The 11,917-nt window shown below is 72.8% G+C and carries 13 protein-coding genes; 5 read left to right on the top strand and 8 right to left on the bottom strand.

The window, feature by feature from the left end; all coding sequences use genetic code 11:
* Nucleotides 1-41 precede the first annotated feature (41 nt).
* From EDD28_RS01895 to EDD28_RS01880, 4 genes are all read left to right on the top strand, one after another.
* Nucleotides 42-668, top strand: a complete 627-nt coding sequence (locus tag EDD28_RS01895) for a TetR/AcrR family transcriptional regulator (RefSeq protein WP_170169316.1) — start codon at nucleotides 42-44, stop codon at nucleotides 666-668.
* Nucleotides 669-891: 223 nt separating this feature from the next.
* The gene (gene phoH2 / locus EDD28_RS01890) at nucleotides 892-2,193 is read left to right on the top strand and encodes an RNA 5'-3' helicase PhoH2 (RefSeq protein ID WP_245968020.1); all 1,302 of its coding nucleotides are present in this window, start codon (nucleotides 892-894) and stop codon (nucleotides 2,191-2,193) included.
* A 120-nt stretch (nucleotides 2,194-2,313) separates the two neighbouring features.
* The gene (locus EDD28_RS01885) at nucleotides 2,314-2,667 is read left to right on the top strand and encodes a TIGR04076 family protein (RefSeq protein WP_123738084.1); all 354 of its coding nucleotides are present in this window, start codon (nucleotides 2,314-2,316) and stop codon (nucleotides 2,665-2,667) included.
* The gene (locus EDD28_RS01880) at nucleotides 2,664-3,695 is read left to right on the top strand and encodes an LLM class flavin-dependent oxidoreductase (RefSeq protein WP_123738083.1); all 1,032 of its coding nucleotides are present in this window, start codon (nucleotides 2,664-2,666) and stop codon (nucleotides 3,693-3,695) included. Before EDD28_RS01885 ends, EDD28_RS01880 begins: the two co-directional genes overlap by 4 nt.
* Before the next feature lie 127 nt (nucleotides 3,696-3,822).
* Here the strand turns inward: EDD28_RS01880 and EDD28_RS01875 are convergent, their stop codons facing one another.
* The 6 genes from EDD28_RS01875 to EDD28_RS01850 form a co-directional block, all read right to left on the bottom strand.
* Nucleotides 3,823-4,566: a hypothetical protein gene (locus tag EDD28_RS01875; RefSeq protein WP_148059515.1), complete on the bottom strand. Its 744-nt coding sequence runs from the start codon at nucleotides 4,564-4,566 to the stop codon at nucleotides 3,823-3,825.
* A 175-nt stretch (nucleotides 4,567-4,741) separates the two neighbouring features.
* A complete protein-coding gene (locus EDD28_RS01870) occupies nucleotides 4,742-5,392 on the bottom strand; it encodes a carbonic anhydrase (RefSeq protein WP_123738081.1) in 651 nt (216 codons plus the stop codon).
* 29 nt (nucleotides 5,393-5,421) lie between these two features.
* On the bottom strand, nucleotides 5,422-6,348 hold the full coding sequence (locus EDD28_RS01865; protein WP_123738080.1) for a carbohydrate kinase family protein: 927 nt from the start codon (nucleotides 6,346-6,348) through the stop codon (nucleotides 5,422-5,424).
* On the bottom strand, nucleotides 6,345-6,629 hold the full coding sequence (locus EDD28_RS01860) for an exodeoxyribonuclease VII small subunit (protein ID WP_123739866.1): 285 nt from the start codon (nucleotides 6,627-6,629) through the stop codon (nucleotides 6,345-6,347). The genes EDD28_RS01865 and EDD28_RS01860 overlap by 4 nt, the downstream gene beginning before the upstream one ends.
* 14 nt (nucleotides 6,630-6,643) lie before the next feature.
* Complete coding sequence (gene xseA, locus EDD28_RS01855) at nucleotides 6,644-8,101, bottom strand: exodeoxyribonuclease VII large subunit (protein ID WP_245967873.1); 1,458 nt, start codon at nucleotides 8,099-8,101, stop codon at nucleotides 6,644-6,646.
* Nucleotides 8,102-8,131: 30 nt separating this feature from the next.
* Nucleotides 8,132-9,598: a DNA recombination protein RmuC gene (locus tag EDD28_RS01850; RefSeq protein ID WP_123738078.1), complete on the bottom strand. Its 1,467-nt coding sequence runs from the start codon at nucleotides 9,596-9,598 to the stop codon at nucleotides 8,132-8,134.
* A gap of 69 nt (nucleotides 9,599-9,667) precedes the next feature.
* On the opposite strand from EDD28_RS01850, the gene ychF reads away from it, so the two are divergent.
* Complete coding sequence (gene ychF, locus EDD28_RS01845; RefSeq protein WP_123738077.1) at nucleotides 9,668-10,747, top strand: redox-regulated ATPase YchF; 1,080 nt, start codon at nucleotides 9,668-9,670, stop codon at nucleotides 10,745-10,747.
* A 105-nt stretch (nucleotides 10,748-10,852) separates the two neighbouring features.
* On the opposite strand, the gene EDD28_RS01840 is transcribed toward ychF, so the two are convergent.
* Both EDD28_RS01840 and EDD28_RS01835 read right to left on the bottom strand, forming a co-directional pair.
* A complete protein-coding gene (locus EDD28_RS01840) occupies nucleotides 10,853-11,269 on the bottom strand; it encodes a barstar family protein (protein ID WP_123739865.1) in 417 nt (138 codons plus the stop codon).
* 81 nt (nucleotides 11,270-11,350) lie between these two features.
* The gene (locus EDD28_RS01835) at nucleotides 11,351-11,908 is read right to left on the bottom strand and encodes a dihydrofolate reductase family protein (protein ID WP_123738076.1); all 558 of its coding nucleotides are present in this window, start codon (nucleotides 11,906-11,908) and stop codon (nucleotides 11,351-11,353) included.
* Nucleotides 11,909-11,917: the final 9 nt, after the last annotated feature.

Genomic DNA, 11,917 nt, shown 5'->3' with positions numbered 1-11,917 from the left:
CTAGTGTCGGTTACTTTGTGATCTATGGCACGATGCGGGGCATGGACCCACGCATCGCGCGGACGCGGCGCAGCCTGCGCGACGCGCTGTTCTCGCTCGCCCGGGAGCGGGCGCTCGACGAGATCTCCATCTCCGACATCGCCGACCGGGCCGGGATCAACCGGAGCACCTACTACCAGCACTACTCCGACAAGGACACGCTGCTCGCGGAGGCGCTCGACGCGGTCATCGAGGACACCGTGGCCGAGGCGACCGAGAGCCCGATCACCGAGGCCGACGGCGCCCGGCTGCTGGCCGCCTACCTCGACCACGTCGAGCAGAACGCCGCGCTCTACCGCAAGCTGCTGGGCGAGTCGGGGTCGGCCGCGATCCAGGTCCGGATGACGCGGCGGCTGCAGTCGATCATCGCGGCCGCCCTCGACCAGGCCGAGGGGGACGCCCGCGGGGCGGGCGGGGCCTGCGGGCCCGGGGCCGCGGCCGGGGTGCCCGGGATCGCCGGCCTGCCGACCGGGATCGTCGCCGCGGCGATGGCCGGCTCCGCGCTCGCCACCGTGCGTGCCTGGCTCGACCTCGAGCCCCTCCCGCCGACGCGGACCGCGCTCGACTGGATCTGGGCGGTGCTCACGGCGTACGACGGCGGCGAGCGCACCGACCGCTCCGCCCGATAGCGGGGGGAGATCCGGTCCGGCCGGACCCTCGAAGCGCCGGGTCACGGTTCCGGGCGTGTCGCGCGTGTCACAGCGCTCCGGCGGGCGAGGCTCGGCGTAGCGTGCGAGACGTCAGCCGTTCGGACAGCTAGCCCGCCAGGGAGGCACCGTGAGCGAGACCACCCCCACCCACCCCACCACGAGCGCGGAGACGCCGGTCGACGAGGGGAGGGAGGGGGAGCGCATCACGTACGTGCTCGACACCTCCGTCCTCCTGTCCGACCCGCGTGCCCTGTTCCGCTTCGCCGAGCACGACGTGGTGCTGCCCGTCGTCGTCGTGACCGAGCTGGAGGCCAAGCGCCACCACCCCGACCTCGGCTACTTCGCCCGCAGCGCCCTGCGCGCGCTGGACGACCTGCGCGTCACGCACGGCCGGCTGGACCGGCCCGTCCCCGTCGGCACCGAGGGCGGGACGCTGCGCGTCGAGCTCAACCACACCGACGCGAGCGTGCTGCCCTCAGGCATGCGGCTGGGCGACAACGACACGCGGATCCTCTCCGTCGCCGGGAACCTCCGCTCGGAGGGGCTCGACGTCGTCGTGGTGAGCAAGGACCTCCCGATGCGGGTCAAGGCGAGCTCGATGGGGATCGCGGCGCAGGAGTACCGGGCGCAGCTCGCGGTCGAGGTCGGCTGGTCGGGGATGGCCCAGGCGGACGTCGACGAGGCCGAGCTCGCCTCGCTCTGGGGCGGGGACCCCGTGGCGATCTCGGACCTGCGCGACGGCAGCCAGCTGCGCGACCTGCCCGTCCACACCGGGCTGGTCCTGCACTCCACCCGCGGCTCCGCGCTCGCGCGGATCACCGCCGACAAGCAGCTCCAGCTCGTCCGCGGCGACCGCGAGGTGTTCGGCGTGCGGGGCCGCAGCGCGGAGCAGCGCGTCGCGATCGACCTCCTGCTCGACCCCGAGATCGGGATCGTCTCGCTCGGCGGTCGCGCCGGGACGGGCAAGTCGGCACTCGCGCTGTGCGCCGGCCTCGAGGCGGTCCTGGAGCGGCGCGAGCACCGCAAGATCATGGTGTTCCGGCCGCTCTACGCGGTGGGCGGCCAGGAGCTCGGTTACCTGCCGGGCAGCGAGGCCGAGAAGATGAACCCCTGGGCGCAGGCGGTCTTCGACACGCTCGGCGCGATGGTGTCGAGCAACGTCGTCGAGGAGGTCATGTCCCGCGGGATGCTCGAGGTGCTGCCGCTCACGCACATCCGCGGGCGCTCGCTGCACGATGCGTTCGTCATCGTCGACGAGGCCCAGTCGCTCGAGCGGAACGTCCTGCTCACGATGCTCTCGCGGATCGGGCAGGGCTCCCGGGTGGTGCTGACGCACGACGTCGCGCAGCGCGACAACCTGCGGGTCGGGCGGCACGACGGCGTCGCGGCGGTCATCGAGGCGCTCAAGGGCCACCCGCTCTTCGCCCACGTGACGCTCACCCGCTCGGAGCGCTCGCCCGTCGCCGCGCTCGTGACGGAGCTGCTCGAGGGGATCGACGTGTAGTCGAGGGCCAGCGGGAGGTCGGCCGCCGGACGGCCGCCGCCCGGTGGTCGCGCCGCCGGGGTGTCGTCCACGTGGTGGTCGGCCGGTCCGGCGACGGTGGGTCGGGGTCAGAATGGCCGCGTGAGCGATGCAGCCGATGACGCGAGCGCGCCGGACGGGCAGGACGTCACGGAGCTGGCGGACCTGCGCGTCGTCGTGGAGCGCATCGAGGGTCGGTCCGTGTGCGGCATGGCCGTCGGCGACTACCTCGAGGTGACCCGGTCGAGCCAGGTGCGCATCCCGGAGGGGCGGCACTTCTGCCTCTACGCGCTCGCCTCGCTCCTCCCGCTGTTGCCAGCCAAGCAGCGCGCGCTCGCGCCGGGGGACTGGCTCGCGCAGGACTGCCACGTCGCCTGCCCCGACCCCGAGGAGCGACTCGTCATGCGCATCGAGCGCCTCGGCACATCCCGCATCCCGACGTCGGAGCTGACATGAGCACGCCTGCGAACCCGGGCGCGCGGCGCCGGGTCACGATCGCCCTCCAGTCCGACAAGGCGGTCGCGACGTACGCGCACCTGGCGACCCAGGCCGAGCGGTCCGGGTTCGACGGGCTGTCGGTGTACGCCGACCTCGGCTTCCAGCCGCCGCTCGCGGCGCTCGTCACCGCGGCTGGCGCGACGTCCCGGATGACGCTCGGGCCCGCCTGCCTCAACCCGTACCTCACGCACCCGGTCGAGATCGCGGGGCAGGCCGCCGTGCTCGACGAGGCGAGCGGCGGGCGCTCCTACCTCGGCCTGGTGCGCGGCTCGTGGCTCGACCGCGTCGGGGTCGACCAGCCACGACCGCTGGCCGCGATCGAGGACACCGTCGAGATCGTGCGCCGCCTGCTGGCGGGCGACACGAGCGGCTACGCCGGGCGCGTGTTCACGCTCGAGCCGGGCATGGCGCTGCACTACACACCGCTGCGGTCCTCGATCCCCGTCCTCATCGGGACGTGGGGGCCGCGCGGCGCACAGCTCGCCGGCCGCGTCGCGGACGAGGTGAAGATCGGCGGGAGCACGAACCCGGACATGGTCCGGCTGATGCGGACCTGGCTCGACGAGGCGGCCCTCGCCGCCGGACGGCCCCGCGACGCGGTGGCGCTCGCGGCGGGCGCCGTGACGGTGGTGGCACGGGACGGTGCGGCCGCCCGCGCGCACGCGCGCGAGCAGGTCGCCATGTACGTCGACGTCGTGGGGGCGCTCGACCCGACCGTGCACATCGACCCCGAGCTTCTCGCGGGTCTGCGGGAGCGGCTCGAGGCCGGTGACGTCGCCGGGGCCGGCGCCCTGGTGCCGGACGACGTCCTGGATCGCTTCGCCTTCGCCGGGACGCCGGAGGAGGTGGCGGCCCACGCCGTCGAGCTCTTCGAGGCGGGCGCCGACCGCGTCGAGTTCGGAACCCCGCACGGGCTCACCGAGTCGGAGGGGTTCGACCTCCTCGGCGGCGCGGTGCTCCCGGCCATCCGCGAGGCCGTTGGCTGAGGTCGGTGCAGCGGAGGACGTCGAGGACTCCCACTCCGACAACGACGACGGCGGGTGGCCACCCCTCTCGGGGTGACCACCCGCCGTCGTCGTTCGTCGAACGCGTCAGCGTCCGACTCGGCCGGGCTCAGCGCCAGACGATGGGGCTCCCGACGTACGGGTTGCCGTCGGTGGCGAAGAAGGCGCCGTAGCTCTCACCGTTGAACATCGCGCCGACGAGGGGCTGGCCGCTGCCGAGGCCGACCATGCAGGTCACGAGCGTGCGGGTCGCCTCGTCGTAGGGCGGGAGCTGGAGGCCGCAGGAGTCGCCCGGGCTGCTGAACATCGTGGTGAACATGCCGGACACCAGGTACTGCGCGTCGCTGCCGTCCTCGTGGATCGGGAACAGGGCGGGCGACGTGGGCTTGTAGCCCTCCGGGGCGTCGTAGAGCCACTGGACCTGGTAGATGATCGCGTACGGCTGAAGCCCCGCGAACTCCTCGGCGTTCTCGTAGTCGTCGAACATGCTCGCGTCGAGCTCCTGGATCGCCAGGATGCTGACACCGACGCCGCCGGTGGTCTCCTCCTCGCCGAAGTTCTCGGTCTGGTTGACCCAGGCGGGCTGGCCGAACGCGAGCTGGGTGCCCGGGTCGGTGGTCGCGCCGGGCTCGCCGAAGTCGACGGCCTCGGCGGCGTAGTTGGTCGAGAGGGCCGTGGACGAGGAGGTCTCCTCCTCGGGCTCCGGCTCGCTCTCGGTCTCGGTCGGCTCGGCGTCCGGGGTCTCGGCGGTCTCGGAGGACTCGGGGGTGGTCGTCTCCTCGGAGGCGCCGTTGCCGGACGTGCCGCAGGAGGCGAGCAGGACGGCCGCGAGTGCGGCGGTCGAGATGGTCACGATTCGGCGCTGGGCGGATCGCATGAGGGTGTCACTCCTTGGTCAGGGAAGTAGGCGAACACGCGAACGTAGCGGAGGCGCGGGGCGCGCATCAACCTGAGGGCGTGTGACGTGTCTCACGTCGGGGTGGTGGGAGGGCTCGAGGGCGGTGCCGACCCGCCCCGTGGGCAACCCGTCAGGTGAGGTCCGGCTCGACGCCGACGTCACCCTGGACGGACACGAGTCGCGCCCGGCCCTCGGCGAGCGTGTACTCGGCGCCCACGACGGCGAGGCGGCCCTCGGCGACCGCGTCCGCGAGCACCTGCGAGTACGCGGTCAGGGTCTTGACGGTGTTGGTCACGTGCTCGCGGAGCAGGGCTTGGCGCACGGGGTGGTGCGGGAGCCCGAACCGCTCGGTGTCCTCGAGGGAGTTGTGGGTGAGGATCGACGGGATGACGCGGTCGACGATCGCGCGGACGAACCCGGGCGGCATCTCGCCGGTCTCCAGCGCGTCGACCGCCGCGCCGACCGCCCCGCACGAGTCGTGCCCGAGGACGACGACGAGCGGCGTGCCGAGGATCTCGGTGCCGTACTCGATCGAGCCGATGACCGTCGTGTCGATGACGTGACCGGCCGTGCGCACGACGAAGGCGTCGCCGAGCCCCTGGTCGAAGATGAGCTCGGCGGCGAGCCGCGAGTCCGAGCAGCCGAAGATGACGACGAACGGGTACTGCGACGCCTGGAGCGACTGGCGGTGCTCGACGGACTGCGAGGGGTGCTCGGCCTGTCCGGAGACGAACCGCTCGTTGCCCTCGACGAGGAGCGCCCAGGCCTCCGCCGGGGTCATGGTCCGGGGGGTCGGTGCTGCGGACTCGCTCACGCGCTGGCTCCGTTCTCGCCGAGCTCGGCGCTGGTGGGGGGATTGGCGCCCGGTCGCGACACCGTGATCGCGGCGATGCGGGCGCACCGGTCGAGGAGGAGGCCGAGCTCGACCTCGGACAGGTTGCGCAGGCGATCGCGGTTCTCGGCCCCGAGCAGGCCCGCCCGCCACAGCCCGCTGACGAGCCCGCCCATGAAGGAGTCGCCGGCACCGACCGTGTCCGCCACGACGATCTTGGGCGCCCGGAGGTCGTACTCGGCGCCGCCGGCCGTGACGCCGAGCGCGCCCTCGCCGCCGCGCGTCACGACCACGATGCCGGGACCGTAGGTCGCCCACTCGCGGACGACGTCGTGCGGGTCGCGCCCCGGCTCCAGCCAGGCGAGGTCCTCGTCCGAGACCTTGACGACGTCGGCGAGCCGGACGAGCTCGAGCACCCGGTCGCGGACGGCGTCCGGCGAGCCCATGATGCTGGGCCGCAGGTTCGGGTCGTAGCTGATGGTGGCCTGGGCGCGCGCGGCCCGCAGCAGGTCGCGGACCTTCTCGTACCCGGGGTCCAGCACCGCGCCGATCGACCCGACGTGCACGGCCGCCACGTCGTCGTCGATCGCGTGGTCGGGGTAGTCGATCGTGAGGTCGAACTCGTACTGGGCCGCGCCGTCCTCGCCGATCCGGGCGAGCGCGACGGAGGTCCGGTCGGCGCCGTTCGAGCCCGGCGCGACGGCGACGCCGCTGGAGGCGAGGTGCTCGCGGACCAGGTCGCCGTACTCGTCCGGGCCGAGCCAGGTCAGGAGCACCGCGGGGTGGTCGAGCCGGGCCAGACCGATCGCGACGTTGGCGGGCGAGCCGCCGGGGAACGCCTGCGGTTCCTGGTCGGGGCGGACGACGACGTCGACGAGCGACTCGCCGATCACCAGTGCCTTCATGCGCGGGGCTCCTCGGGGTCGGGGCGGGAGACGTCTCCGGGGCGGTCGCCCGGGGCGGTGGGGTTCGACGCGGCCCGCAGGCGCTCGCGGGCGCCGTCGAGCCAGGTCTGGCAGCGGGTGGCGAGGGCCTCGCCGCGCTCCCAGAGCGTGAGGGAGTCCTCGAGCGTCGCCGCGCCCTGCTCCAGGCGCTGGACGACGTCGACGAGCTCGGCGCGCGCCTGCTCGTAGCTCAGGGTGGCGATGTCGGCGAGGTGGTTCTCGCCGGGGGAGGACGTGGACATCGAGGTCACACCAATCAGTCAAGCAGACGGGAGGCGGGGCGTGGTGCGGACGTCTCGCGGGACGTCGGCACCTCGTCGGACGACGAGGTGCCGCCGGGGGTCGGCGCCTCGTCGGACGACGAGGCGTCACCGGGGGTCGGCGCCTCGCGGGGCGACGACGTCGTGCGAGAGGACGACGTCGTGCGGGGCGTGGGCGTCTCGCGGGCGGTGGCGCGGCGCAGGTCGAGCCGGCCCCCGGAGACGATGGCCTCGACGGGCTCGTCCTCCGCGACCTCGGCCGGCTCGCGGACGACGATCCCGCTGGCCGTGCGCAGGACCGCGTAGCCGCGGTCGAGCGTCGAGGCGGGGGAGAGGGCCCGGACGTGGGCCGCGAGCGAGGTGACGGCCGCGTGCTCGCGGTCGAGCCGCGAGCCGAGGCAGAGCCGGAGCGTCCGGCGCGCGTGGACGAGCTCGTTCTCTCGGGCGGCGACCATGACGGTCGGGTCGGCGAGGACCGGCCGCGTGCGCAGCGCGTCGAGCCGGTCCTGCTCGACGTCGACCCGGCCGCGGATGGCCGCCTCGAGCCGCCGCCGCGCGAGCACGATCTGCTGCCGCTCGATGGCGACGTCCGGCACGATCCGCTTCGCTGCGTCCGTCGGCGTCGACGCGCGGTAGTCGGCCACGAGGTCGAGCAGCGGTGCGTCCGTCTCGTGACCGATCGCGGAGACGACCGGCGTGCGAGCCGCCGCGACCGCGCGGACGAGCGACTCGTTCGAGAACGGCAGGAGGTCCTCGACGCTGCCGCCGCCGCGCGTCACGACGATGACCTCGACGGTGGGGTCGGAGTCCAGTGCCGCGAGTGCGCGGGTGACCTCCGCCACGGCCTTGACACCCTGGACGGCGACCTGTCGCACGTCGAAGGTGACCTCGGGGAACCGCTCGCGGGCGTTGACGAGCACGTCGTGCATCGCCTTGGCCTCCCGGCCGCAGATGAGACCGATCTTCGCCGGCAGGAAGGGGAGCTGGTGCTTGTGCCGGGCGTCGAACAGTCCCTCGGCCGCGAGCACCCGGCGGAGCTGGTCGATCCGCGCGAGGAGCTCCCCGACCCCGACGGGACGGATCGCCCGCGCCTGGAGGGAGAGCGTGCCGCGCTTGGAGTAGAAGGTCGGCTTGGCGTGGACGACCACGTGGCTGCCGGGCGCGAGCGGACCGGGGAGACGGTCGAGCACCGACGAGAACGCCGTGAGGCTGAGCGACATGTCGGCCTCGGTGTCGCGCAGCGTGAAGAAGCTCATGCCGGAGCGACGGTTGGCCTCGACGATCTGCCCCTCGACCCAGACCGGCGCCATCTTGTCGATGTACTCGCCCATCTTGAGCGAGAGGAGCCGCAGCGGCCACGGCCGCTCCGCCGTCGTGTCGAGCGCGCGCTCCGGCAGCTGCTGCGGGCCGTCGCCGGCGGGCAGCGGCGACGGGTTCTCGGCGCTCGCGGTCACGGGGACAAGCCTGCCGCACGCCGACGACATCTAGGCACTCGCCTCGGTGATCGCCCGTCCGCCGGGCGAGGGTGCCGGCTCCAGCTCGGGCTCCCGGCGCGGCCCGAGCACGTCCTCGAACAGGTCGGGCTTGTGCGCGGGGACGGCCTGGACCTCCAGCGGGGGCGGCACGGTCGCGGCCGCCTCGTCGAGCCCCTGGAGCGCCGAGAACCGCTGGAGCTGGGGCACGACCCGCGAGTCGAGCGAGGACGTCATCGCGTTGAAGGCCGTGACCGTGCCGTTGAGCTTGCGCGCCACCGTGTCGAGGTGGGAGCCGAACGTCGCCAGCCGCTTGTGCAGCTCCCGCCCGACCCGGAACACCTGGGCCGCCTCGGCCGCGAGCTGCTCCTGGCGCCAGGTGTAGGCGACGGTGCGCAGGAGCGCGACGAGCGTGGCCGGGGTCGCGAGCACCACGTCGTGCTCGAAGGCGTACTCCAGCAGGGACGGGTCCTGCTCCAGCGCCGCGTCGAGGAAGACCTGCGACGGCACGAACATGACCGTGAACTCGGGTGACCCCTCGACGTGGGCCCAGTACTCCTTCCCGGACAGGGCGTCGACGTGGGCGCGCAGGTGCCGGGCGTGGGCGGCGAGACGGGACCGGCGCGTCGCGTCGTCCCGGGCCTCCATGGCCTCCAGGTACCCGTTGAACGCGACCTTGGAGTCGACCACGACTCGCTTGTCACCGGGGAGCGAGACCACGAGGTCGGGACGCAGCGCGCCGTCCTCCAGCCGCACCTGCTCGGCGAAGTCGACGTGCTCGACCATGCCGGCCGCCTCCACCGTCCGGCGGAGCTGCAGCTCTCCCCACTGGCCGCGGACCTGGGGCGAGCGCAGCGCCGTCACCAGCGCGCCGGTCTCGCTGCGCAGGGCCTCGCCGGTCTCCTTCATGCCGCGCACCTCCTGCGCGAGCGCGGCGTGCGCGACCGCGCGCGAGCGCTCGGCCGCCGTGACCTCCTCGCGCACCTGCGCCAGCGTCTTCTCCAGCGGCGCCACGAGCGAGCGGACCGCCTCCTCCCGCTGCTTGAGCTCGCCGGCCTGCTCGGCCTGGGAGCGCTTGAGCCGCTCCTCGGCCTGCGCGAGGAACGCCTCGGTGTTCGCGGCGAGGGCGCGCCGGGACAGCGCGTCGAACTCGTCGGCCAGGCGCGCCGTGTCCTCGCGCAGCTCGGCCAGGCGCGCGTCCCCGTCGGCCCGGAGCCGCTCGATCTCGTCGGCATGCCGCTCCTCGGCCTCCGCCAGCGCGCGCAGCGAGCGCCGCTCGGCCTCCGACACGCGGGTCGCCGCGTCCGTCCGCTCCCGGTCCAGCGTGCGCTCGAGCTCCGCCGCTCGGGCGCGCGTGGCGACGAGCGCCGCCGCGTCGTCGTCCCGCTGGGAACGCGAGCGCACGAGCGCGAGGAGGTACCCGATGACGAGGCCAGCGGCCAGCGTGGCGGTCGCGACGAGAAGTGCCGAGGAGTCCATGCCAGCACTCCACCACCGAGGTCTGACATGAAGCCCGGCGGCTGTGGAAACCGCGTAGAATCGCCGCTCGTGGCTCTCACTATCGGCATCGTCGGCCTGCCCAACGTCGGCAAGTCCACCCTGTTCAACGCCCTCACCCGCGCGAGCGTGCTCGCCGCGAACTACCCGTTCGCGACGATCGAGCCGAACGTCGGCGTCGTGCCGCTCCCGGACGAGCGGCTGAACAAGCTCGCCGCGGTGTTCGGTTCCGAGCGGATCGTGCCGGCGACCGTGTCGTTCGTCGACATCGCGGGCATCGTCAAGGGTGCGAGCGAGGGGGAGGGGCTCGGCAACCAGTTCCTCGCGAACATCCGCGAGGCGGACGCGATCTGCCTGGTCACGCGGGCGTTCGCGGACCCGGACGTCGTGCACGTCGACGGGCGCGTCGACGCGCTGGCCGACGTCGAGACGATCATCACCGAGCTCGTGCTCGCCGACGTGCAGACGCTGGAGAAGGCGATCCCGCGGCTGGAGAAGGAGGTTCGCGGCAAGAAGACCGACGCGGCCGTCCTCGACGTCGCGCAGCGGGCGCTCGCGCTCCTGCTGACCGGCGAGACGATCGACGCGCATCGCGCCGAGTTCGACGCCGAGATCCTCCGGCCGTTCGGGCTGATGACCGCGAAGCCGTTCATCTACGCCGTGAACACGGACGAGGCAGGGCTCGCCGACAAGGACTTCCAGGCCACGGTGCGCCGGCAGCTCGCCCCGGCCGACGTGATCTTCCTCGACGCGAAGTTCGAGTCGGAGCTGGTCGAGCTCGAGCCCGAGGACGCGGCCGAGATGCTGACCGACTCCGGGCAGGACGAGGCCGGCCTCGACCAGCTCGCGCGGGTGGGGTTCCACACGCTCGGGCTGCAGACCTACCTCACCGCTGGGCCGAAGGAGGCGCGCGCCTGGACGATCCGTCAGGGCTGGACGGCGCCGCAGGCGGCCGGCGTCATCCACACGGACTTCCAGAAGGGGTTCATCAAGGCCGAGGTGATCGGCTTCGAGGACCTCGTGGCGGCGGGTTCGGTGGCGGCGGCGCGCGCCGCGGGTCGGGCCCGGGTCGAGGGCAAGGACTACGTGATGGCGGACGGCGACGTCGTGGAGTTCCGGTTCAACGTGTGACCTGGGTCGGCGATCGAGCGTTCGAAGCAGACTGAACCGGGCTGAGCTCCCGGATGGCGGGCGCAGAGCGGTGACGTCGAGGGATCTGGCCGTGCGTCGAAGCGGTCAGTCGAGTTCCAGGCGAACGTCCGGGGCGTGCTCGGCGAACACCTCCAGGACGATCTCGAAGTAGGTCTTCCCCTCACCGGACATCAGCGCGTCCCGTTGCGCTCGGATCGTTTGCACGTCGAAGGAGTCCGGGTGACGCAGCTTCTCCTCGAGCCACCGCGCGGTCGCTGCCCGGCCGAGGGCCTCCCGACTGTGCCCGTGATCCGCCCAGACGAACACCGTCGGACCGACGACGTTCTTGGGGTTGAAGCGATACAGCACGTCGTTCAGCGCATCCAGGCTTGCCCCCAGCTCCCAGTCCTCCTCCTGCATCAGCAACGTGTTCAGTTGCGCGTACAGGTCCTCGATCGTGTCGATGCGGGCACCCTCGATGCGGAACACGTGAGCTGAACCGTTACGGGACTCTTCGGCCATGCTTCGAGTCTGACAGAGGCTGCGCGCGCTGGTCGGGAGGGCACTCACCGGTCTTCGTCGACGTCGCGACGTGGCTACGGCTCAGGACGAGGCTTCGTCCGCACGTGAGTAGGTCAGGGCGAGGTTTCCCCTGGGGAACGACGTGACGTCGATCAGCTTCAGCCTGGTGAGCTCGGTGAACAGCGGGCTCCCGCCGCCGTGCGCGAAGGGGCTGATCAGCAGGTGGTACTCGTCGACGAGGTCGGCGCGGACGAGCGCCTGGGCGAGCCGAACGCCGCCGTGCGCGAGGATCGGGCCGCCGTCCTGGGCCTTCAACGCGGCCACCTCGGTGGCCAGGTCCCCTGAGCAGACGGTCGTCGTCGCCCACGGGGTGTCGATCGGCGAACGCGAGAAGACGACCTTGGGGATGGCGTTCATCGCGTCGGCCTCGGGCCCCTTCTGGAACGGCCAGTACCCGGCCATGTCCCGATAGGTGCGAGCGCCCATCGCGTGGACGCCGGCCGATCCGAGCACGGTGGCCATGTGCGCGACGAACTCCTCGTCCTCGTCGTACTCGAGGAAGAAGTCGTCGTGTACGCCCGCGGGTGCTGCGGCATACCCGTCGAGGGACAGGCTGTGTCGGAGGACCAGTGGACGCATGACGACTCC

This window comes from Salana multivorans (assembly GCF_003751805.1).
In the GTDB taxonomy this organism is placed as follows: Bacteria; Actinomycetota; Actinomycetes; order Actinomycetales; family Beutenbergiaceae; genus Salana; species Salana multivorans.
Note: the sequence above shows the minus strand (reverse complement) of the source record. Positions and strands in the feature narration are given on the sequence as shown.